Here is a 22313-nt window from a genome sequence, read left to right on the forward strand (position 1 = left end):
TTAAATCTGCTCAAAAGTGCTTCATAGCGCGGATAGTGGGAATTAGTAGACTTAATCTGAGCGAATTCGCCTGATAGAGTGCGAAACGGGCAAATGAGGTTTACTTTTTCCACTTGTACTTCTGTCGGGAGTGGAATCGGACGGATTAGGTTTACTTTTTCCACATAAACTTGCTCTCAACCGCTGAAAAGAGTCTGGAACAGACTCGATAGAACGAGCTCGCCTGAAACGCCGGCTACTCTTCCCCAAGCGGGAACAACAGCGGCACTACGCGGCTTGCGCCTATATCGATCAGGTCATGGTCCGTGATTTTAAGCGCCGGGCTGACCGGAAGGGAATGTGTGCTGATGGACATCATCGGATTGTAATGGTTAACGTCTCGCTGGATCAGGCGACTCTGGATACCATACGAAGTCTGATTATAAGCGGTATTCTGGTTTTCGTCGGCAGTCTGACGGCGTACACTACACCGGCGCTGCTCGGCGGAAGGAACCAGTAAATTGAGCTTAACGAGGGTATTCGGTAGGGGGTACCCTTCTTGCTACACATAAGGTGCTAATTCTTCACGCCATTAATCTTGCAGTCCTGTTGTAAAAGCAAACTTACTCTCCTTCAAGCAAATACGTTTCAGCCAAAAATTTTTGTGTGCAAGCCTTATTGTATATAATGGAAGCATTGCATGATTTCGGGGGAGGCGCTGCTGGTGACGGGGATGGATCAGGTGAACGAGGTAGAAAATACAGAGAAGCTGAGGGGGCAGAAACATTTGGGGAAGTGGAAGAAGCCAACCCTGACGCAAATTTTCCTGACTGTGTTCCTGCTCGGGATTGCTGTATTCTGGGTAGGGACGATCGTGCAGTCCTTCACTTCGTTCGAGAGCCGGGTGTCCAGCCGCATTGATCTGGAGGATATAAGCTCTATTGAAGTCATCCGGTCCTTGCCGGAAACTACAGATGAAGTTACGGTCACTGTGACTGATCCGGCGGAAATCGCAAGTATTATGAATGCTTTTGCTGACGTGAAATTGATGAGCTCTTACGGTTCGCACGATTTCACCAGAAACTACTGGATAAGCATCTTTGTAGACGGTCATCCAAGATTTGGAATCACATTGGATGACCAAAAATATATCTACATCAATGACTCGAACAGGAACGACAAGTATAGCAGCGGGTCATTTAAAATCATCAATCATTATGACATACAGTCTATCGACCGCCTGTTCGACTGAGTTTGCGGATTCCATTGACTTGCAGATGACCCGCACCTATGATGATTAATAATATAAATGTGAAACGAACAGAGGAGCGAGACAGCATGGCTATGGAGATTGAACGCAAATTTCTGCTGCCGGAGTATCCGGAGCGGCTGATTCAGGATGGTCAGGTCCAGGTGGTTACCCGGCACAGTATTGACCAGACGTACCTTGCGATAGAGGACGGGCAGGAGCTGAGAGTGCGCAAGATCACCGACCTGTATTCGGGTGAAATTACGTACACACACACCTTCAAGGATGGCAAGGGCATCAGCCGCCAGGAGATTGAATATAACATTTCGGAAGGTTTGTATACCCAGATGATCGAAGCGGTCAAAGCCGTACCGCTGGTCAAGACGCGGATTACCGGCATTTGGAACGGCACGACAGTGGAGATTGACCTGTATACCCAGCTTGAGCTTGCGGTACTGGAGGTTGAATTTGATTCCCTGGAGGAAGCGGAGAGTTTTGTGGCCCCGGAATGGTTCGGCCTGGATGTAAGCGTCGAGAAGAAGTATAGCAACAAGACCGTCTGGAAAGAGCTGCAGAACCAATGACACCCGGCAGCGGGCGCTACAGATTTTCACACAAAAGTTGACACAGAAGTAACGGACTTTAACGCGTAAACGTGTTAATATAGAGTGAGCTTAAGGCTGGTTCAGCACATAGAACGTGAACTTATAGACCAGCTGTATGAAGGATAACTAAAGAGGGGTTCAGGAGGATGAGAGAGGTATGGAGTATATAAGCACAAGAGGCAATGTGAAGGCTAAGGGCTTTATTGATACGGTTCTGATGGGGCTGGCGGATGACGGCGGGCTGATGGTGCCTTTTCAGATTCCGGTGATCTCCCCCGAGAAGCTGGAAGAATGGAGAAGCCTGAGCTTCCAGGAGCTGTTCCTTGAAATTTTCTCTTACTATACCAATGATGAAATTCCCTATAATGATCTCAAAGAAATGGTCTACACCAGCTATGGCAATTTCCGCGCGCCGGAAGTGACGCCACTGCACCAAGTGAATGATTCCTTGTACGTGCTCGAGCTGTTCCATGGACCTACCTTTGCTTTCAAAGATGTGGCACTGCAGTTCATGGGTGAACTATATTCCTACATTGCCAAGGTGCGAGGGGAAATTATCCATATTCTCGGTGCAACCTCGGGGGATACGGGTGCGGCGGCGATTCAGGGCGTGCGCGGCAAAGAAGGGATCAAGATCTGTATCCTTCATCCGCACGGCAAGGTCAGCAAGGTGCAGGAACTGCAAATGACGACAGTGGATGACAGCAATGTGCTGAATCTGTCGGTTGAAGGCAACTTTGATGACTGCCAGAAGGTGATCAAGGAGCTGTTCGCTGATCTGGATTTCAAGGGCCGCTACCACCTGCGGGCGATCAACTCGATTAACTTCGTGCGCATTCTGGCGCAGACGGTCTATTACTTCTATGCCTATCTGCAGATTGAGGGCAGCGATGAGAAGAAGATCAGCATCAGTGTGCCTTCGGGCAACTTCGGCAATATTTTTTCAGGCTATCTGGCCCAAAAAATGGGTCTGCCGATCCACAAGCTGATCATCGCCACCAACGAGAACAACATTCTCGAACGGTTTGTGCTGACCGGCGAATACAAACCAGGCAGCTTCACAGGAACCTACAGCCCGTCAATGGACATCCAGGTAGCGAGCAATTTTGAACGTTATCTGTATTACCTCTTGGATGAGGATGCGGTGAAGCTGTCTGCGTACATGGCTCAGCTGCAGGCGGAAGGAAAGATTACGGTGGATGGTGCAGCCTTTGAGCAGGTGCAGCAGGATTTCTCTGCGCTGGGGGTCAAAAATCAGCAGTGTCTGGATACGATCGGCAAATATGAGCAGGAATACGGCTATCTGCTGGACCCGCATACAGCCTGCGGCATTGCAGCCTACGAAGCGTTCAGCGGTCCGGACGAGACGAATATTACTTTCGCCACGGCACATCCGGCCAAGTTCGACGAGGCGATTGCCCTGACCGGCATCAAGCAGGAATTCCCTGCTCCCATCTCTGCACTGTTCTCCATGCCGCAGTTTATGACCGTGGTAGAGCATGACAAAGCGGAGATTGTGCGTCAGCTGGTGAAGTTTTACGAATAGAATGGAACGAGCAGCGCTGCCGGACATCCTCTTGCGGGCCGCTTGAATTTAACTTATGGCATATAGCCCTGTTCCTGAAAAGGACAGGGTTTTGTCATGTGATCGGCTGGTGATTTTTTTCACAACCATAAGTTTGCGGAATTTGTCGGAAATTCCCCCTGAAAAGTAGACATCGCTATTCCGGAATGAGAAAATAGCAGGAAGAGAATCCATATAACCAGCCTAAACGGCTCTTATATTAATCAAAGGACGGGATCATTCATGACTATTCGATTTGGAGTCGTAGGCACCAACTGGATTACAGACCGCTTCATTCAAGCAGGTCTTGAGAACGAGGAATTTCTTCTCACTGCCGTATATTCACGTACTGAGGAGAAGGGGCGCGATTTTGCCGCTAAATACGCGGGCGCTTCGATCTATACCAACCTTGAGGAAATGGTGACTAGCGGGGAAGTGGACGCAGTATACATTGCCAGCCCCAATTCGATGCATGCGGAGCAGTCGCTCATCTGTCTGAACCACGGGATGCATGTGATCTGTGAAAAGCCTGCAGCCTCCAATAGCGCGGAGCTGCGTGCAGTCATTGAAGCGGCACACCGCAACGATGTGCTGTTCCTGGAAGCGATGAAGTCTACCTATATGCCGAACTTCGGCGTGATCAAAGACAACCTGTACAAGCTGGGCCAAGTGCGCCGTTATTTCGCCAGCTATTGTCAATACTCCTCGAGATATGATGCTTACCGCCAGGGAAAGGTGCTGAATGCCTTCAATCCGGTCTATTCTAACGGTTCACTAATGGATCTGGGCATCTATTGTCTGTATCCAATGGTAGCGCTGTTCGGCAAACCGGAAACCGTGAAGTCTGTTGGCCTGATGCTCTCTTCGGGAGTGGACGGTGAAGGCAGCATTGTCATGCGTTATCCCGATATGGATGCTGTGGTCATGCATTCCAAGATTGCCGACTCTTATCTGCCTGCCGAGATTCAAGGTGAGAACGGTACGATGGTCATCGACAAGATCAACCAGCCGTATCAGGTCAAAATCTACTACCGCGACGGTACGGTCGAAGAGCTTACCCTTCCGCAGGTATTTGAGCCGATGTATTATGAGGTTGAGGAATTTATCAGTCTGATCAAGAATGGTCAGCGCGAGAGCAGCGTGAACAGCCACGCTAATTCTCTGGCGGTCTCCGAGGTGATGGAGGAAGCCAGAGCACAGATCGGCCTCCGCTATGCCTCGGACCTGTAGCCGAAGCATCGGATGAATATTGAAATGGGGAGCGGAACTTGAAAACTTTTAAAAAGGTCTACATCGAGATTACAAGCGTCTGCAACCTCGCCTGCAGCTTCTGTCCGCCTACCGAACGGCAGAAAAACTTCATGAAGCTGGATACCTTTAATACCATTCTCGACGAGATCAAGCCGCACAGCAATCACATCTATCTGCATGTCAAAGGCGAGCCGCTGCTGCATCCGAAAATCGGCGAGCTGCTTGATGCTGCCCACGCCAAAGGGTTCAAGGTCAACATTACGACCAACGGAACGCTGATTCATAAAGCGGGGCCCAAAATCCTCGGCAAGCCGGCGCTGCGGCAGATGAACTTCTCCCTGCACAGCTTCGACGGCCATGCGGGCTCGGAGAACCGCGAGGGGTACGTGTCAGAGATTATTTCCTTTGTACGGGAGGCATCAGCCCAGGGAGTCATCATCTCCTTCCGGCTGTGGAATCTGACCGAGGACAACCGGACAAATCTGGAGAAAAGCCGCAACCGCGAGACGCTGGCGCTGCTGGAGGAAGCCTTCAATCTGGACTTCAAGATTGAAGAAAAGGTGGTGCCCGGCAGCGGGGTGAAAATTGCCCCGCGCGTGTATCTGAACCAGGATCACGAGTTCAGATGGCCGGCCTTACACGAGCCGGAGGATGACGGCAAAGGCTTCTGCCACGCGCTGCGCAGCCAGGCGGCGGTGCTGGTCGACGGCACGGTGGTACCGTGCTGTCTGGATGGCGAGGGTGTGATTAACCTCGGCAATATCCATGAGAAGCCGTTCTCCGAGATTGTTGAGGGCGAACGTGCGAACAATCTGTTCTACGGCTTCTCCCGCCGGGAAGCGGTAGAAGAGCTGTGCCGCAAATGCGGGTACAGACAGCGGTTTGGAACGTAGCAAGGGAAGGCAAGCTTGAACTGGAAAAGAGGGAACGGATGCCTACTGTACTGGTAGCGGACGACGATGCGAACATTCGCGAACTCGTTTGTTTATTTCTGCGCAACGACGGATTTACAACGGCCGAAGCTGCGGACGGCAAGGAAGCACTAACCGTCTACGCCTCGACGAATATCGATCTGGTTGTGCTCGATATTATGATGCCGATTATGGATGGCTGGACGTTATGCAAGGAGCTCAGAAGAGCCAATCCCGATCTCCCATTACTGATGCTGTCTGCAAGAGGCGAAACATGGGAGAAAGTGAAAGGGTTCGAACTGGGGACGGACGATTATATGACGAAACCATTCGATCCGCTGGAGTTGACCGCCCGTGTCAGGGCATTGCTCAAACGGTACCGGGTTGGCTCCACGCATACGATCCAGATCGGCAACGTTATCCTTGACCGGCAGACCTACAAGGTGATGAGAGGGACGGAGCCGCTCACATTACCGCTCAAGGAGTTCGAATTGCTGTATAAGCTTGCCGGCACACCCGGACAGGTCTATACACGCGAGCAGTTGATCGATCAAATCTGGGGGATTGATTACGCTGGAGATGACCGAACGATAGACGTACACATTAAACGTCTGCGCGAACGGTTCGCGGCGACACCCGAATTCCGTATCGAGACGGTCCGCGGGCTGGGCTACCGGCTTGAGGTTTACGAATGATCAGATCCTTATATATACGCGTTGTCCTGACGTTTCTAGTGTCTGTAATCGGGGGCACGGTCATTGCTTTTTTTGTGGCAACTTGGATATTTAAAGATCAATTGAACGAAAACCTGCAAATCACCTTACGTGATTTTGGTCAGGACATTGCCAGGATTTACGAGATTTTACCTATGCGTGAAGCAGACTCGTTCGTAAGTGGTATGAAACAGCTCAATTCCTATTATGTCCGAATCTATGATGGGAAGGGGCAGCTGCAATCTTTGGGAGTACTTAAGGAACATGATCCAATCTCTGTGACTGCGGAACAAATAAAGGAAGTGCTTGCCGGTAAGGTTTTTCAAGGCAAGACGAATGGGATTAATCCGATCCTCTTAGGACTGCCGTTAAAAACGGAAATGGGAACAAAAGCGATGTTTTTAGAGCAGCGTCCTTCCTCGTCCTCATCTTTTCTCATCAAATGGATTATAAACTTTTTGACCTATTCGTTGGTTGCAGGAAGCTTATTGATTCTGGTGGCCGCGATGTTCCTAATCAGTCCGATCAAAAAACTGACAAAAGCGACCCGCCGCATAGCAGCTGGAGATTTCAGCATTAAGCTGAATATTAAGCAAAAGGGTGAACTCGGTACCTTGGCACGCAGCTTCGAAGAAATGATGTATGATCTGCAGCAGCTTGAGCAGATGCGCAGGGAATTCGTATCGAACGTATCGCATGAAGTTCAATCGCCGCTCACCTCGATATCCGGTTATGCTCTGGCGCTCAAGCAAGCGGGCATCACAGAAAACGACCGGAGCCGTTATCTCGATATTATCATCGCTGAAGCAGACCGGATGTCCAAGATGAGCGATAACCTGCTAAAACTGAGTTTGCTTGAATCGCAATCACAGCAGCTGCAGCTCACCACGTTCAGCCTTGATGAACAGATCAGACGGGTCATCGTCGCGATCCAGCCGCAATGGCTCGCCCGCAACATCCGTTTCGAGCTTGATTTGAAGGCCGTTCGACTAATGGCCGATTATGATCAATTAAACCAGGTATGGACGAACCTGATCGGCAATAGCATCAAATTCTCCATGGATGGAGGCGTTATTGATGTTAGCATCAGGCAAGAGGTTAACCATGTGATCGTCCAGATATCCGACAACGGTATCGGTATTTCCCCCGAGGACCAGAAGCGTATATTCGAACGGTTCTTTAAGGCCGATCGCTCCCACAGCCGTAAGTATAGTGGCAGCGGTATGGGACTTGCCATCGTTAAACAGATTGTGTCGCTGCATCAAGGTGACATCCGGGTGGAGAGTGAGCCCGGCCGGGGAACAACCCTTATTGTCACCTTGCCGATCACAACGAAGGCTGATTAGCAGGTGCATTTTCCAGGTTACGGCATGATCCTCAAGCCCCTGTGCTTGCGACGCCGTAGCTTTTTTTGAAATACAAAAATTTATATGCTTCGCGCTATAAATTATCCTTCTATTTCTCGCTGAAACGGTGCCGTCCTTAAAAAAGGACGGCGAAGCCGTTTCTACTTGTTTGTTCATACTCCGTTCATATTGTCGTCACGGGGAGTACATCTTCGTTGGTTAAGCTTACCTTAACGGATCGTTAAGACAACCGGAATCACCGATGAGGACAGGAGAAGATACGAGTGAAACAAAGAGAGGCAGCGAAAACGGGGAAGGATACGAGAATGAAAAAAACGCTTAGGATTATGCTGAAATCATTAGCAGGATTAATTATCGCAATAGCCCTTTTTTTAGCCATTGTTTTTATAGTCAATCTGATCAGCAACAAGTCGGAGCAAGGTAGGATCCAGTCCTATGGCCAGTTAGTCCCTGTAGACGGGAAAAAGATGAATGTATTGATTCAAGGCAAAGGTGAAGATACCGTGGTACTGCTGCCCGGTTATGGGACAGCAGCGCCGGCACTTGATTTTAAGCTGCTGGTAGATGAGCTGTCACCCTTCTACAAGGTAGTTGTGATTGAGCCGTTTGGATATGGATTAAGTGATGGAACGGATAAAGAACGAACCACAGAGAATATTGTAAGTGAGATTCATGAAGCTTTGCAGCAGCTTCATATTGAGCGTTATACGCTGATGGGGCATTCCATTGCGGGCATTTACGGGCTGGATTATGTGAACAAATATCCAGACGAAGTGAATGCATTTGTCGGGATCGACAGCAGTGTTCCCACGCAAGGTGGTATGGATAAGGAATTACCGGTAAAAACGTTCGAATTTCTCGACAAATCGGGTCTCATGAGACTGGTGCAGAAAATAAGCGGTGACCCTTATGCCAGACTGCCATTTGATGATCAAACGAAAGAACAAATGAGACTGATTTCGAATATACACTCGAATAATGCTACTGTGATGAATGAAATGGAACATATTTCTTCTAATTTTAATGCAGCGAAAGCTTTGGCATTCCCTAAGAATCTTCCCCTTCTTCTTTTTGTACAAGCGAATAATACAGACGTTGAAGGATGGATCTCCCTGCATGAAGGGCAAATCAAAGATTCTGTACATGGAAAAATGATCACACTCGAAGGGGAACATTATCTGCACCATACCCAATCCAAAGAAATCGTTCAGGACTTCAGGGAATTTATGAAGGAGTCCAAATAAGAGATTGCTCTAAATCTCTAATCATAAAAACAGCGGCAGCCATGGACGAGAGAATCAGTCCCGGATTGCCGCTGTTTTTTTGGATAGTATTAAGTTTGTAGGTGATACCATAAAGGGCAATTGTTAGCTCTATCCGTGTTGAAATAGCACATAACTAACGCCCTGAATGAATGCAAACTCTCATTTTTTGGTTTATAATATAACAGAATTCATCTACATGTCTTGCTTAATAACAATTAATGTTGGAAACACTAGAGGTATACAATTAATTTAATGGGGGGCTTGATATGCCAGATAATCGAAGTATTACAGAAATTGAATTTACCGATTTTACGTTGTTTTCAGATATCACTATTCCCTTTGCTAGGCATATTAATATAATAAGTGGAGAAACTAGTGTGGGCAAGACCAACATTATGAAGGCACTATACAGCTATGGAAAAACAATAAACGAAGTTAATGATTTGCTTGATCCTATCTCAGTTGAGCGAATTAGTGAAATGATCACTTCTAAATTCCTTGGTGTCTTTCGACCAGATGAAAGAAAGATTGGTAGACTGGTAAAAAGAAATAGAGGAAGAGGAACAGCTATATGCAAAATTACCTTTGATAAAGATCATGATATAAAGTTATCCTTTTCAAATTTAGCCGTCAAAAACATTAAACTTGAAGGTTACCAACCTATAGAGAATTGGCCTCGCTTTGTCTACATACCAGCTAAAGAAATTATCTCATCTACTGAAAACTTCTCTGCGTTATACGAAAATTATCATATTGCGTTTGAAGAAACCTATTACGATCTTAGCAAGCTCTTGTTACTTCCTACGAGAAAAGGCCCTTTAAATTCTAACCAAAAAAAATTAATTAAAACCTTGGAAAAGATAATTGACGGGAAGGTTACACTAGAAAGTCAAAAGTTCTATTTAAAGACTAAAGGATTAGGTAACATTGAAATGGGTCTTCTAGCTGAGGGATATCGCAAGATTTCCACTTTATTACAGCTTATTTCCAATGAAACGTTGGACGAAAATACTATTCTTTTTTGGGATGAGCCGGAGTCGAATATTAACCCCAAAATGATTCCTGCTCTCAAAGAAATGTTAGTAGCACTTGCTCAAATGGGTGTTCAGATATTCATTACAACGCACAGCTATTTTCTTCAACAGGAACTTTCTCTGTTTGCCCAATATAATAACGAGAATAATCTTGATATTCGATTTATTACCTTGTATCCAGAGGAAGGCAACATTAATTTTGAATCGCAAAAACTCATTTCAGATTTATTGCACAATCCAATACAGCAAGAATTTATGGATTTATATAATAGGGAGCAGGAACTATTCTATGACCATACTTAAATTAGAAGAGAGTAATCTTAGTTTTCAATTTAAAGAGGGTCTTTTTCCAGTTAAATTCGATGAAACAAATTTTTATGTGAATCACTTTATTACTCTCCAAGGTTCTAAAGGCGTGGACTTTATAGTATTCGATGATAAAACTGTATATTTCATTGAAGTTAAAAATTTTAGCGGATATGAAATTGAAAATAAGAACAGACTTATTGCAAATTCAGAACAAAGCTTAGCACTTGAGGTATCGAGAAAAGTACGTGATTCAATTGCATGTCTGGTTGGTGCGTATAAAAATAGTAATGAAGTTCTTTCTCCTTACTTTAACCGCCTAAAATCAAGAACGGTAGACATTAAAGTTATTTTATTTCTAGAGGGTAAATTCCATAATGAAACTGCCGTATTCAGGGCGATAACAGATGAAATGAAAAATCGTATGAAATGGCTGACTACGAAGGTTATTGTAGAAAATATTCGATTAACAAAAGGTCATATTTATTCAATTAATAGATTAGCAAACGATTAGCTGCAATCGTCTCTCTGCAATAAACCTGCTTCTATTTATGCTTTATGTCTCTAATCGAATATATTGTTTTTCTCTTTTGTGTCAAGAGTTCAACCAGTGGTTAATGGCTGAACTCTTTTCAAATTTCGCATTAACCCGTTACAATTAATGCAGCAATGCCGCTCCTTACATCCCCACACGGTTTGTATAGACATTCTCGAAAAATATTTGACTTATACATACTTAGGAGGAATTAGCATGCTGAAATCCCTGCGAGCCATTGAAGAATACCGGGAAACCGGACAGTTGTACGGCGGAGGCTTCCCCTGGCTGGAATATATCGTTCAAGCGGAAGAAACGATTGTCAACCTGGAACGCGTAGACTCCCTGCATGAACTGGAATACATCAACCCGGTGCTGGATTACGTGGAGCGGAGCCTGCGTCTGCTGGATAGTCTGGCGTTGTCGTATTGGATCAAGGAGTTGGCCGAAGAGACATTGGCCTGGTCAGAGACGGCAAAGGGCGGGACATTGCGCCAGCGCCAGCTGTGGCAGGCGGAAGGGATTAATATTTTTGTGCACAATATCGGCTCTGCTCAGCTATATTTGAGGGCAGTTGGGGCGGAGGAATATGGTCTGCAGACTGTTCGTGGGATGGAGGCGGGGGGTACCGAAGCAGCGAAGCAAGAGATTGTGCATCGGCTGATTGAAACACATGGCCTCATCGGGCAGCAGATTCGCGGCGAGGTGCCGCCATCCGTCAACCGTCCGCTGGCGTCGATGGTAGAGGAAGGACTGCTGACCGCCGATGAGCTGGAGCGCCTGCTGTTCGCACTGAATCACTGCATTATTTCCGCGGTATCTCCGGAGCTGTGGCAGGAGGTGCGGACCGAGGTGATGGAGCTGATCGCCGTGATTTCGTCCGGGGATCTGTTGCATGCTGGGGTACCAATGAAGGAGCGTATGCGGAGAATGCGTGCGGGGGCAATTGCAGCCGGCGAGGATTATGATACCGAGTGGAGCAGCCTGGTGCAGGAGGGCTTCAACCCCGATGTTCTGGAGCCGATGCAGCCAATTACATTCTGGTATGTGGAATCAGCACTGCAGACCTTTTCGCTGGAGCAGTTTCTCAAGGTTGTGGCTCTCACTGCCTGCGGCAGCAAGCTGACCGGTCTGAACCATATCAGCTACGAGGCGGTTATGAACAGCATTTATTATGACTACAAAGGCGCCAAGAAGATTAATGTATACAAGAAACGGATCATTGAAAAGTATTTATCCGGGCTGGCCTGGGAGGATATTCTGAACGGTTCTGCCTCTCCGGGCAATCCGCATCTGGTTCACCGGCTGCGGCGGGAGGAGTATTTGCCGGACACGCTGTTCTTCCATTTCGAGTTCTCGCCGGCAGCGGAGAAGCTGATTGAGTTCTGCACCGAAGCGGAGAAGTCAGCACTGTATGAACGGGCTGTGCTCATGCTGTTCGATTTGTTTGAGCTGCGCCGTGATGCCTTTGACCGGTTCCATAACGAGGATACGTATTTAAGCCAAATGAATGAGACGGCAGACTATAAAGCGGTCATTCTGGAGTATGTCAACGGCCGGAAGGTGCTGGACATAGGCCCTGGCGGCGGGGTGCTGCTGGATCTGATAGAAGAGCGGATGCCTGGCGTGATACCGGTGGGCATTGATATCTCCAGTAATGTTGTAGAAGCGCTGCGCCAGAAGAAGCAGCGGGAGGGCCGGCGCTGGGAAGTGCTGCAGGGCGATGCGCTGAATCTTAAGGACTTTGTGGAGCCGGGTACGGTGGATACTGTTATTTTCTCCTCCATTCTGCATGAGCTGTATTCCTATGTGCCGTTTAATGGGCGGAAGTTCAATCATGAGACCGTGGCTGCGGCACTGGTGAGTAGCTTTGAGGTGTTGGCAGACGGCGGCGTGATTATTATCCGCGACGGCATTATGAGCGAGCCGGTGAATCAGCGGCGCCGGGTGCGTTTTCTGGAGGCTGACGGGATGGAGGCACTGGAGCGGTATGCCAAGGATTTTGCCGGACGGGACATTCAAGTTGAGCACGTAGATGAGCAAGAGGTGCTGATGCCGGTGAACGATGCCATGGAGTTTCTGTACACCTATACCTGGGGAGAAGAAGCTTATATCCATGAGGTCCAGGAGCAGTTCGGTTATTTCACTCCTTCGCAGTATAAGGCCTTTATTCAGCAGACCCTGGGGGAACGGGCGAAGCTTGAGGTTTTCCGCCACTATTTGCAGGAGGGCTATACAGATGCGCTGAAGGACCGTGTGGTCTTTATGGATGAGGAAGGCCATGGGGTGCCGCTGCCGGACAGCACGTGTTTTATTGTGATTCGGAAGGAAGGGTAGATTTCCAGCTGCCTTTCCGCAAGAGAGACGGGACAATTTAGTTTTGTACAAAGATTAGGGTTGCCACTTCGGTCGACGAGTAATAGTTGGGCACCGGATTCGTGAGATTTTTTCTCCACTTCCTGGTGCCTGGATTACACTAGGCGAGACTTATATTGGAATTAGTATACTTAATTCGGCTAGTGGCAGCCTGAAAGGAATGTTATTGCGAAATTAGGTTTACTTTTTCCACTAAATTCTCATAACAGAGCAAATTCGGCAGAATTAGTTCTACTTCTTCCACTTAGGGGCTCCCACACTTAAGGATACAGCTGCCCCTGCGCGGAGACTTGCCCCTGTCCTTTGCGGAATTCCGAAGGGGAGCATTTCATGCTCTTGCGGAACACTTTGATGAAATAGCTGACGTTGTCGAAGCCAACCTCCAGGGCGATGTCGGAGATTTTGCGTTCCGTCTGCTGCAGCAGGTCTGCGGCCTGGCGGATGCGGTAGGAGTTGATATAATCGACCGGTGTTTTACGGGTCATGGCCTTGAAGAAACGGCAGAATTGGCCTTCACTCATTGGGATCAGCTCCGAAAGATCGCGGGTGCGGATCGGTTCCTGGTAGTTGTCCTGAATATAGAGAATAACCTTTTTAAGCCGGTTGATCTTGGTGGTATCGGCGCTCTCTGACTGGCTGTGGTTCACCGAACGGCCCTCTATGGCGATCTGGGAGAGCATGATCAGCAAAGTTCCTTTCATAAAGGACTCGAATCCGGGCATTTTATGATCATATGCCTCCATCATGCGCTCCAGGTGGCGCAACAGCTCCTGCTGCCAGGGGACAGCGGGTGTAATATGGCGGGGGAAACTCTGACGTTTCTCCAGAAGCGGCAGAATCACCGTCTGCTGAATGGTATCATATTGAGCGCTGGCCAGCAGATCGGGGTGGAAGACCAGTGCGCAGAAGCGGCAGGGGATATCTTTCAGCGCATATGCCGCATGGACATCACCGGATTCAATGAATACAGCTTCACCTGGACGGAGCGGAAAATAATCGGTATCGACCTGGAACATAATCTCTCCCTCCAGCAGCAGGAAGAACTCGGCTTCCTCATGCCAGTGCGTATCCAAGACAGGGGTTCCGGCAGGAAGCTCGATCCAATAGGCGGCAAGTGGAAACATTACATCCCCATGAACACGGTCTTCTTTGAGCAGACGCTGCGAGGTGCGGTCCATTATGGGCCTCCTTTTCGATGAAACATCAGAATAATGTTATAAATAAGCTATATTATATTAGTTTTGTCTAATTATTATCGTTATAATGCAACTATAAACACCAAATTGAAGGGTGGCAAGTACCACATGAAATTTACAGACGGCCTCTGGCTGGTTCGTGACGGAATCAATATCAATGGTGCAGTTCAGAACTATGTAGTAGAAAAAACGGCTGAAGGTTTGACTGCTGTTACGCAGACAACTCCGATTACAGGACGCTCAGCAACCCTGAACTCCACACTCTTGACTGTGAAATTCCATTCTCCGCTTCCAGGCGTGGTAGGCATCAAAATCATTCACAATGATGGCGTATTGGACCGCGGTCCAGCTTTTGAATTGACGAAGGGAACCGGCGATCACGTACAAATCGAAGAAACCGAAGCACAGACTGTGCTGATCAGCGGCGGACTTCGTGTTGTAATTAACAAAGGGACTCAATGGTCCGTAGACTTCTTCCGGGGCGACGAGCGCATTACCGGCAGCGGTTACAAATCGATGGCCTATATTACGGATCAGGACGGCAACACGTTCATGCGTGAAGAGCTGGATATCGGCGTAGGCGAATTCGTCTACGGTCTGGGCGAGCGCTTTACCTCTTTTGTCAAAAATGGACAGGTGGTTGACCTCTGGAACAAGGATGGCGGCACCAGCTCCGAGCAGGCCTATAAAAACATTCCTTTCTATGTAACAAGCAAAGGCTATGGCGTATTTGTTAACCACCCTGAGCTGGTTTCGTATGAAATCGCTTCGGAAAAGGTGAAAAAAGCCCAGTTCAGTGTAGCCGGCGAAAGCCTGGAATACTTCATCATCGAAGGGCCTTCCATTAAAGAAGTTATCACCAAATATACCTCGCTAACTGGCAAGCCAGCGCTTCCACCAGCATGGACTTTTGGCCTGTGGCTGACCACTTCGTTCACAACCGACTACGATGAAGCGACCGTTAATTCCTTCGTTGAAGGTATGGCTGAACGCGATCTGCCGCTGCATGTTTTCCACTTTGACTGCTTCTGGATGCGTGAATACCAATGGACAGATTTCCAGTGGGACCCGCGCGTATTCCCGGACCCTGTCGGCATGCTGAAACGCCTGAAGGACAAAGGCCTGAAAATCTGCGTATGGATCAACTCCTATATTGGACAGCGTTCACCGCTGTTTGAAGAAGGCAAGAAAAACGGCTATCTGATCAAAAAAGCAAACGGCGACGTGTATCAGACAGACCTGTGGCAAGCGGGCATGGGACTTGTAGACTTTACGAACCCTGCAGCTTGTGAATGGTATGCCGGCTACCTGCGTGGCCTGGTGGATATGGGTGTAGACAGCTTCAAGACTGACTTCGGCGAACGCATTCCTACCGATGTGGTGTACTTCGACGGCTCTGACCCGCAGAAAATGCATAACTATTACACTCAAATGTACAACAAAGTGGTCTTTGAAGTACTGGAAGAGAAGCTTGGCAAACATGAAGCTGCTGTATTTGCCCGTTCGGCAACGGCCGGCGGACAGCAGTTCCCGGTTCACTGGGGCGGCGACTGCTACGCGGATTATGAGTCGATGGCAGAGAGCCTTCGCGGCGGTTTGTCCCTGGGCTTGTCCGGCTTCGGTTTCTGGAGTCATGATATTGGCGGATTCGAAAATACGGCTCCGGCGCATGTGTTCAAACGCTGGCTGGCCTTCGGCCTGCTCTCCAGCCATAGCCGTCTGCACGGCAGCACCTCGTACCGCGTGCCTTGGGCGTACGATGACGAAGCCGTGGATGTTACCCGCTTCTTCACCAAGCTCAAATGCAGCCTGATGCCTTACCTGTATGATATCGCCGGACAGGCACATGAGCAGGGCTGGGCTTCGATGCGTGCGATGGTGATGGAGTTCCCGGAAGATCCAACCTGTGAAGTGCTTGACCGTCAATATATGCTCGGCGATAAGCTGCTGGTGGCTCCAATCTTCCAGGAAAACGGCGAAGTGAAATACTATCTGCCGGCTGGACGCTGGACACACCTGCTTAGCGGTGAAACGGCTCAAGGCGGATCATGGCGCAAGGAAAAACATGATTTCTTCAGCCTGCCGCTGTTTGTCCGTCAGAACTCACTGCTGGCTACAGGCAGTGTAGATACCCGCCCGGATTATGATTTTGCCGATGGCGTGAAATTCGGCCTGTATGCACTGGAAGACGGAACAGCAACGACTGCAACCGTTCGTGATATGAATGGTGCACCTGAGCTGACCGTGAAGGCTGAACGTAAGGGCAGCACGGTTACCGTTACGGCAGAAGGAAGCGGCAAGGCATTCACGCTGGCTGTGAAAGACCTGGGCGCTATCGCTTCCGTAGACGGAGCAGAGCAAGCGGACGATACAACAGTGAAAGTGAACGCCGGAGCCAAATCCGTATCGTTCACCATCACGCTGAAATAAGAATAAGGATTCTGCACAATAGCAGAATGACACACAACCTCTCTGTACGGCATGGCTGCGAAGGCTTCCATGGAGTCAGAGAGGTTTTTGCTGCGAGGGGATCTGCCGGAGGTGTCCCAGGATCAGAATTGTGTTATATATTGGCTGATTCGTATTAGTTTTATGCCGGTAATGTCCGTATACTGTGAATGTTTACAGATTTGTATGAACGAAGGAGCTACTTCACTATGCACAGTCAAGAGAATCAAGGCGGAGTATTCAGCCAGTCTGAGTACGCCTCAGCCACGGCGCTGTCCACGGCCGCCAATTATATCATGAACTCGCAGGAGCCATTCACGCATACTTACCGGACGTATATCCGGTTGCGTGAGAATGGAAGCCTGACCCTGAAATTCTGGCACAGCAACGCGGTGGATTCAACCTGGGATATGGGGCTTGAAGCGAGAGGCAGCGAGCCGGGAGGCGAATGGAGCATTGAGGCGGCTTATATTGCCGACGGAGGGCTTGCGCCGGATGGTACTGTCGCGGCAGGCACTGAGGTGCCTGTAACTTTCTCGGGAGCAGCGGCGAAGCAGGTGGCCCCGGGGGAGACTTTCTGGAGTGATGAGGCTTCGCTTACACTGCCGGAGGGCCACTATCTTGCTTTTACATGGACGATTAGAACGGCTGCACCGGGCAAAACCTTCCCTTACAACGTAGAGGGCATCCTGGTCTCTGCCTACGATGCCCCGGGGAATCTCGCCGGACAGGAATCGAATGCTTCCTTCCGTGTATCGGACAATCTTCTGGTATTGCCAAGCTACATCGGCTACAAGAAAAAAGTGTCCAAAAGACTCATATTCCTGGGTGATTCCATCACACAGGGTGTGCGGACGGCTAAGGACGAATATTCCTACTGGGCTGCGCGGATAGCGGAAGGGCTTGGAACCGGGTATGGGCTGTGGAATCTCGGGTCCGGCTGGGGCAGAGCTTACGATGTGGCCACGAACGGCTCTTGGCTGAATAAGGCCAAGCAGGGAGATGAAGTACTTATTGTGCTGGGCGTGAATGATCTCGATATCGGCAAGCGCTCGGCTGGGGAATTGGTTGAAGATCTGACGCACATCATTTCCTTGTTGAGAGAGGCCAATCCGGAAGTGGAGATTATTCTAAGCACTGTGCCGCCATTTAATTTTGAGGGCGAGCGTGAGGAAGCCTGGCGCAGTGTAAATGCACAGATTCTTACCGCACCGCCTGCGGGAGTCAGCCGTATATTTGATATCGCGGCCGTACTGTCTATGCCGGCTCCGGCGGACCATAGAGTCCGCGCGGAGTACATGAGCAATAGTGACGACCCGCATCCGAACGGCACGGCCGGCAAAGCGGTGGCGGATGCTTTTCTGGCATGGTATGAAGGAACAGTTAGTAAGTAAGGCTCTAGAAGGATTTCCGAAAAAAGAACACCCAAAGCACGCTAGGCATACTATGTATTACTTTTACAGGAAGGTAGTGCTTACTATGGGTATCCAAATGGGATCACAGCAAAAAGTGTTGTATCAAGCTGACAATCATTATGTCCAAAACCTGAAATCCGTTAGAGATCACTTACATGGCATATGCAGACAACATGCCAATCAGTTTGTCCGAGTACAAACATTAGACGGTCAAGTGTTCACCGGGAGAATTGTGGGCTGTGATAGAGGGTTGGTTTATTTAAAGGTACAGCATCATGGAGGACAACGGGCTTTTTTCGGAAGCAGCAGTGATGAAATGATATTAACCCTTGTGCTGTATGAATTGCTTGTGATTACTCTGTTATATACTTGACACATGAAAGAGAACCTACATGTTTGTAGGCTCTCTTTTTTTGGGTCTATGACTGATTAAAATGTTCTAAGAATAATCACCAGCAGAATATACAGCACCAAGATTGTAGTAGTGGAAGTAACAAGGCCTCCAATATTTCCGCAACCGCTCATTGTATAACCTCCTCCGCGTTTTCATCTTACAGACCCATGATATGCACCTTCCTCAATCTCTGTATGGACGATTAACCCGATTGAAAAATATATCAGGGGGTATTCTGCATCCGGTAATCCTTGGGAGTGAGGCCCACCTGTTTTTTGAACACCTTGCTGAAGTATTTGACATCATGAAAACCGACCATTTCCGAGATTTGCGACAGCTTCAGGTTGGGGTTCTGCAGCAGAAGCTTGGCTTTGTCAATTCTGACATTTCCGATGAAGTCAGAGAAATTGATGCCATACTCCTGCTTGAATTTGCGTGAAATGTATTCGCGGCTAACGTAGAATTTACCGGCTACCTCCTGCAGTGACAGGTCGGAGGGGTAGTTCTGCTCAATATATTTTACAATATCCGTCATCGGGTTACGTTCCTTCACTGCTCTGGCGGCAAGCTCCTGCGAGAGCTGCTGCAGCATGGCGAAGGACCAGTCGCGCCAGGCGAACAGAGAAAAGGAATAGCCGCTCGGCAGTGGAGCCGGATTGAGGGTATCCGCCCGCTCCAGCTCTGCCAGTGCACGATCGGCCTGTCCGCCCAGGACTTCCCGCACCAGCCGGGAACGGAAGAGCAGGGCGTCGGCCTTCCAGGAATTCAGCATCTCCGGGGTAACCACACCCCGGCGGCTGAGCTCGTGGGTCCAATGCTCTGCTGCGGCTGACAGCACTTCTGGACTGCCGCTGATCACGGCCATTCTCCATTCTTCCTGTACGTCTGCAAAGAGCATCGGCGCCCCGTTTCCGGTATCCAAAGGAACAGCGGGCGAGGAGAAATGGCAGTAATCTTCATGTCTTAACAGATTCCGCCGGAGTAGTGCTTCGGCGGCTTCTGCGCGTTCGGCGGGCAGGCCTCCAGGCAGGCTTCCTACTGAGCTGATGCCAAAGTGCATCCGGAACTGCAGTGTCAGGTATATTCCCTGGTTGATCCGGTTGACCAGCTCGACAACCGATTCCTGAACATCCCACAGGATCATTGCGATTTCAGGCGGTCCGCCCCAATAGCGGAACGCAATCCCTTTGCTCTGCTGCAGAAATTCATTGCAGATATTGACGATGGCATAATACATCAGTTCGCTGTCTCCGCCGAACCGTTTGATCAGCGGATTGTTACCGGGATCGGTCTGCACCAGAACCAGCCGTGAGACGCTGGCATGATGCGGGACCACTCCCTCATCCAAAAGCCTGCGCAGCGTGACTTCCGCATTCAGCGGATCATCAATCAGCGCTGACAGCAGCTTCTCCCCGTAGATGGGTTTGATTTCATTCAGCCTTATGCTTTGTTTCTGCCGGTGGCTCCGCTCTTCCTCTTCGGTCCGCCAGGCGGCTACCGCTTTGGATACAGCGTTATTGATCATTTCCGGCTCAATAGGTTTGAGAATATAGTCAATCCCGCCGTGCCGGACGGTTTGGCGGACAAAGTCAAAATCATTATGGCCGCTGACCACTATAAACTTGGTGCTCCCGGCAAATTCATTCACCCAGGTCATCAGCTCGATCCCGTTACCCGACTCCATCATCATATCCATGATGACAAGTGCCGGCTTTTCCTTGCGGATCAGTTGAATGGCTTCGTTACCGTTCCCGGCCTCCAGAATTTCCCTGATCTGATGCGCGTCCCAGTCGACCAGAAGTCTGACCGCCTTGCGCACTCTGGCCTCATCGTCAACAATCAGCGCCTTCATATCCCTTCACTCTCCACAACAATTTCAATTTCCAATCTGACAATCACTCCGCCTGCCTTATGATTATCCACCATCAGCACAGCACTGTCCCCACAGACCAGCCTTAGCCGGGCCAACACGTTGGGCAGTCCGATCCGGGCACCCGGGGCATCCCGTGTGCTGTCTTTGCTGTCCACGTCCTTCAGGGAGTTAATATCCAGCCGGCTGGGATGCTCAAGCTCCTGCTGCAGAGCTTCCAGCCTCGCTCCAGGAATGGAGCTGCCGTTGTTTTGGATGATGATTTCCATCTTCCCGGAGGCAAGCCGGGCCGCTGTGAGTTCGATCAGCCCGTCGGTACGGGCAAGATTGAAGCCATGCTTGAAGTAATTCTCCACGATGGGCTGGAGGATCATTTTGGGCATCAGCGCATTCAGGAGCGATTCTTCCATATCGTAGCGGAAAGTGAACTTATTTTCAAAACGTTCCTTCTGCAGCTCCAAATAGGCTTTGACATGATCCAGCTCGTTTTGAACTGTAACAATTTTCTCATCATTGTACATGCTGTAGCGCATCATCTTGGCGAGCGCGGAGAGCAGGGCATAGATTTGCGGCACCTTAAGCTCCAAAGCAAGAGTACCGATAATCTGCAGCGTATTGTTCAGGAAGTGAGGATTAATCTGCGCCTGCAGTGCCCTCAGCTCATTGGTTTTGTTCGATAGTTCCAGCCGGTATTCGCGCAGAATCAGGTTGTTGATCGTATCCATCATGCTGCGGAAGCGTTCGGTGACGAGACCAATCTCATCCTTTCCGGTTGGCCTGATATCGATCTCCAGATTACCCGTCTGCACCTGATTCATGTACCTTGTCAACTGCTTAATGGGGGCCGTAATCCGGAAGGAGATGAGAATCGTCAGTGCAATAATCATAATCATCAGCAGTACCAGCAGCATGATGTTGATTCTGACGGCTTCGTTCGCTTCACGGTACAGGTAAGAGACCGGAATCTGCTTCACCAGCGTCCAGTTCAGTCCCGGGCTCTCAATCTTCTGATAGATAAACACGGCTCCGTCCTCTTCAAAATAACCCTGAGACTGCCCGTTTGCCGCGATTTGCTTGTCATACCAGGAGGCATGCAGCGGTTTACCCATGGTTGCTTCATCATGACTGTATACGAGCGTGCCGCTGTCATCCACCAGATAGATGTTTTCTTTATCGCGTTCATACAACTGGTCCATGATGTCCGTAAACGCTGTCAGCTTCACATCAATAGAGAGATAGCCGAGCGCATCGGTGGAAGGGACCCTCTCAATCCTTCTATGCAGGGTGAAGACCGGTTCCGGAGTCAACTGCGGAATCACTGAATTCAGCCCGTAGCTGTTGCTTATATGTGTACTCTGAATGGATAGGGGGGATGAATCCGTGATCCGGGATTTATCATAGAGCGGAATCCCTTGCCGGCGCATGGGTGTGGCGTTGTGGGCTACGAGCGTGGCTTTGCTATCCTTGACACGATATAGATAGACCTGAAAGATGTCAGGAATAGAAGTCAAAATATAGTTCAGCGAAGAGTAAATCCGGATATTGGCCGTCATATCATCGTAGCCCGCTTCAAGCTGCCTGTAGAAGTCGGAGTCCGAGTAGACCGTCAGGGACAGCCGGTTTACCTCCTGGATCAGGGTGCTGATATTTTTGTAGCCCTGGTATAGCAGGTTTTTATTCTCATCCACCGCGCGGGTTCTGAGAGACTTCGTCGTGTAAGAATAGCTGATAAACATCGTAGCCATGATACAGATTAGGGTTGGAAGGAGTAAAAATACAATCAATTTAGTGCGGATACTGTTCCATTTCATCGATTCTTGTCACATCCGATCAAT

General features: G+C 49.1%; 17 protein-coding genes and 1 pseudogene. 14 read left to right on the forward strand and 4 right to left on the reverse strand.

Annotated features, from left to right (window positions below):
- Positions 1-403: 403 nt before the first annotated feature.
- From A3848_RS32745 to A3848_RS00185, 12 genes and pseudogenes are all read left to right on the forward strand, one after another.
- A pseudogene (locus A3848_RS32745) lies at positions 404-496 on the forward strand (ABC transporter permease); the annotation flags it as partial.
- Between the two features lie 183 nt (positions 497-679).
- The gene (locus tag A3848_RS00135; RefSeq protein WP_074082807.1) at positions 680-1231 is read left to right on the forward strand and encodes a hypothetical protein; all 552 of its coding nucleotides are present in this window, start codon (positions 680-682) and stop codon (positions 1229-1231) included.
- Between the two features lie 86 nt (positions 1232-1317).
- On the forward strand, positions 1318-1812 hold the full coding sequence (locus A3848_RS00140; protein WP_074082809.1) for a CYTH domain-containing protein: 495 nt from the start codon (positions 1318-1320) through the stop codon (positions 1810-1812).
- A 178-nt stretch (positions 1813-1990) separates the two neighbouring features.
- On the forward strand, positions 1991-3379 hold the full coding sequence (gene thrC, locus A3848_RS00145; protein WP_074082811.1) for a threonine synthase: 1389 nt from the start codon (positions 1991-1993) through the stop codon (positions 3377-3379).
- Between the two features lie 261 nt (positions 3380-3640).
- A complete protein-coding gene (locus A3848_RS00150; RefSeq protein ID WP_074082814.1) occupies positions 3641-4627 on the forward strand; it encodes a Gfo/Idh/MocA family protein in 987 nt (328 codons plus the stop codon).
- Positions 4628-4665: 38 nt separating this feature from the next.
- Positions 4666-5541, forward strand: coding sequence for a radical SAM/SPASM domain-containing protein (locus tag A3848_RS00155; RefSeq protein ID WP_074082816.1), 876 nt, complete (start codon positions 4666-4668; stop codon positions 5539-5541).
- Between the two features lie 38 nt (positions 5542-5579).
- Positions 5580-6254: a response regulator transcription factor gene (locus A3848_RS00160; protein ID WP_074083309.1), complete on the forward strand. Its 675-nt coding sequence runs from the start codon at positions 5580-5582 to the stop codon at positions 6252-6254.
- A complete protein-coding gene (locus A3848_RS00165) occupies positions 6251-7618 on the forward strand; it encodes a sensor histidine kinase (RefSeq protein ID WP_074082818.1) in 1368 nt (455 codons plus the stop codon). Before A3848_RS00160 ends, A3848_RS00165 begins: the two co-directional genes overlap by 4 nt.
- A 284-nt stretch (positions 7619-7902) precedes the next feature.
- A complete protein-coding gene (locus A3848_RS00170) occupies positions 7903-8883 on the forward strand; it encodes an alpha/beta hydrolase (RefSeq protein ID WP_371916068.1) in 981 nt (326 codons plus the stop codon).
- Between the two features lie 287 nt (positions 8884-9170).
- Positions 9171-10241 (forward strand): AAA family ATPase, encoded by a 1071-nt coding sequence (locus tag A3848_RS00175; RefSeq protein WP_074082820.1) that lies wholly within the window; start codon positions 9171-9173, stop codon positions 10239-10241.
- Positions 10228-10758, forward strand: coding sequence for a DUF6661 family protein (locus tag A3848_RS00180; RefSeq protein WP_074082822.1), 531 nt, complete (start codon positions 10228-10230; stop codon positions 10756-10758). Before A3848_RS00175 ends, A3848_RS00180 begins: the two co-directional genes overlap by 14 nt.
- 237 nt (positions 10759-10995) lie before the next feature.
- A complete protein-coding gene (locus A3848_RS00185) occupies positions 10996-13116 on the forward strand; it encodes a class I SAM-dependent methyltransferase (protein ID WP_074082825.1) in 2121 nt (706 codons plus the stop codon).
- Positions 13117-13415: 299 nt separating this feature from the next.
- On the opposite strand, the gene A3848_RS00190 is transcribed toward A3848_RS00185, so the two are convergent.
- The gene (locus A3848_RS00190) at positions 13416-14333 is read right to left on the reverse strand and encodes an AraC family transcriptional regulator (RefSeq protein WP_074082827.1); all 918 of its coding nucleotides are present in this window, start codon (positions 14331-14333) and stop codon (positions 13416-13418) included.
- A 126-nt stretch (positions 14334-14459) separates the two neighbouring features.
- Between A3848_RS00190 and yicI the strand changes: the two genes are divergently transcribed.
- Positions 14460-16781: an alpha-xylosidase gene (gene yicI / locus A3848_RS00195; RefSeq protein ID WP_074082828.1), complete on the forward strand. Its 2322-nt coding sequence runs from the start codon at positions 14460-14462 to the stop codon at positions 16779-16781.
- A gap of 227 nt (positions 16782-17008) precedes the next feature.
- Entirely contained in the window at positions 17009-18193 is a 1185-nt protein-coding gene (locus A3848_RS00200; RefSeq protein WP_074082830.1) for an SGNH/GDSL hydrolase family protein, read from the forward strand.
- A 450-nt stretch (positions 18194-18643) separates the two neighbouring features.
- Here A3848_RS00200 and A3848_RS32750 read toward each other — a convergent pair whose 3' ends face one another.
- From A3848_RS32750 to A3848_RS00215, 3 genes are all read right to left on the reverse strand, one after another.
- Complete coding sequence (locus A3848_RS32750) at positions 18644-18739, reverse strand: YjcZ family sporulation protein (protein ID WP_218619217.1); 96 nt, start codon at positions 18737-18739, stop codon at positions 18644-18646.
- A gap of 92 nt (positions 18740-18831) precedes the next feature.
- The gene (locus A3848_RS00210; protein WP_074082831.1) at positions 18832-20460 is read right to left on the reverse strand and encodes a response regulator; all 1629 of its coding nucleotides are present in this window, start codon (positions 20458-20460) and stop codon (positions 18832-18834) included.
- Positions 20457-22289, reverse strand: coding sequence for a sensor histidine kinase (locus A3848_RS00215; RefSeq protein ID WP_074082833.1), 1833 nt, complete (start codon positions 22287-22289; stop codon positions 20457-20459). Before A3848_RS00215 ends, A3848_RS00210 begins: the two co-directional genes overlap by 4 nt.
- Between the last annotated feature and the right edge of the window lie 24 nt (positions 22290-22313).

Source organism: Paenibacillus sp. P32E (assembly GCF_001909085.1).
Classification (GTDB): Bacteria; Bacillota; Bacilli; order Paenibacillales; family Paenibacillaceae; genus Paenibacillus_AQ; species Paenibacillus_AQ helianthi.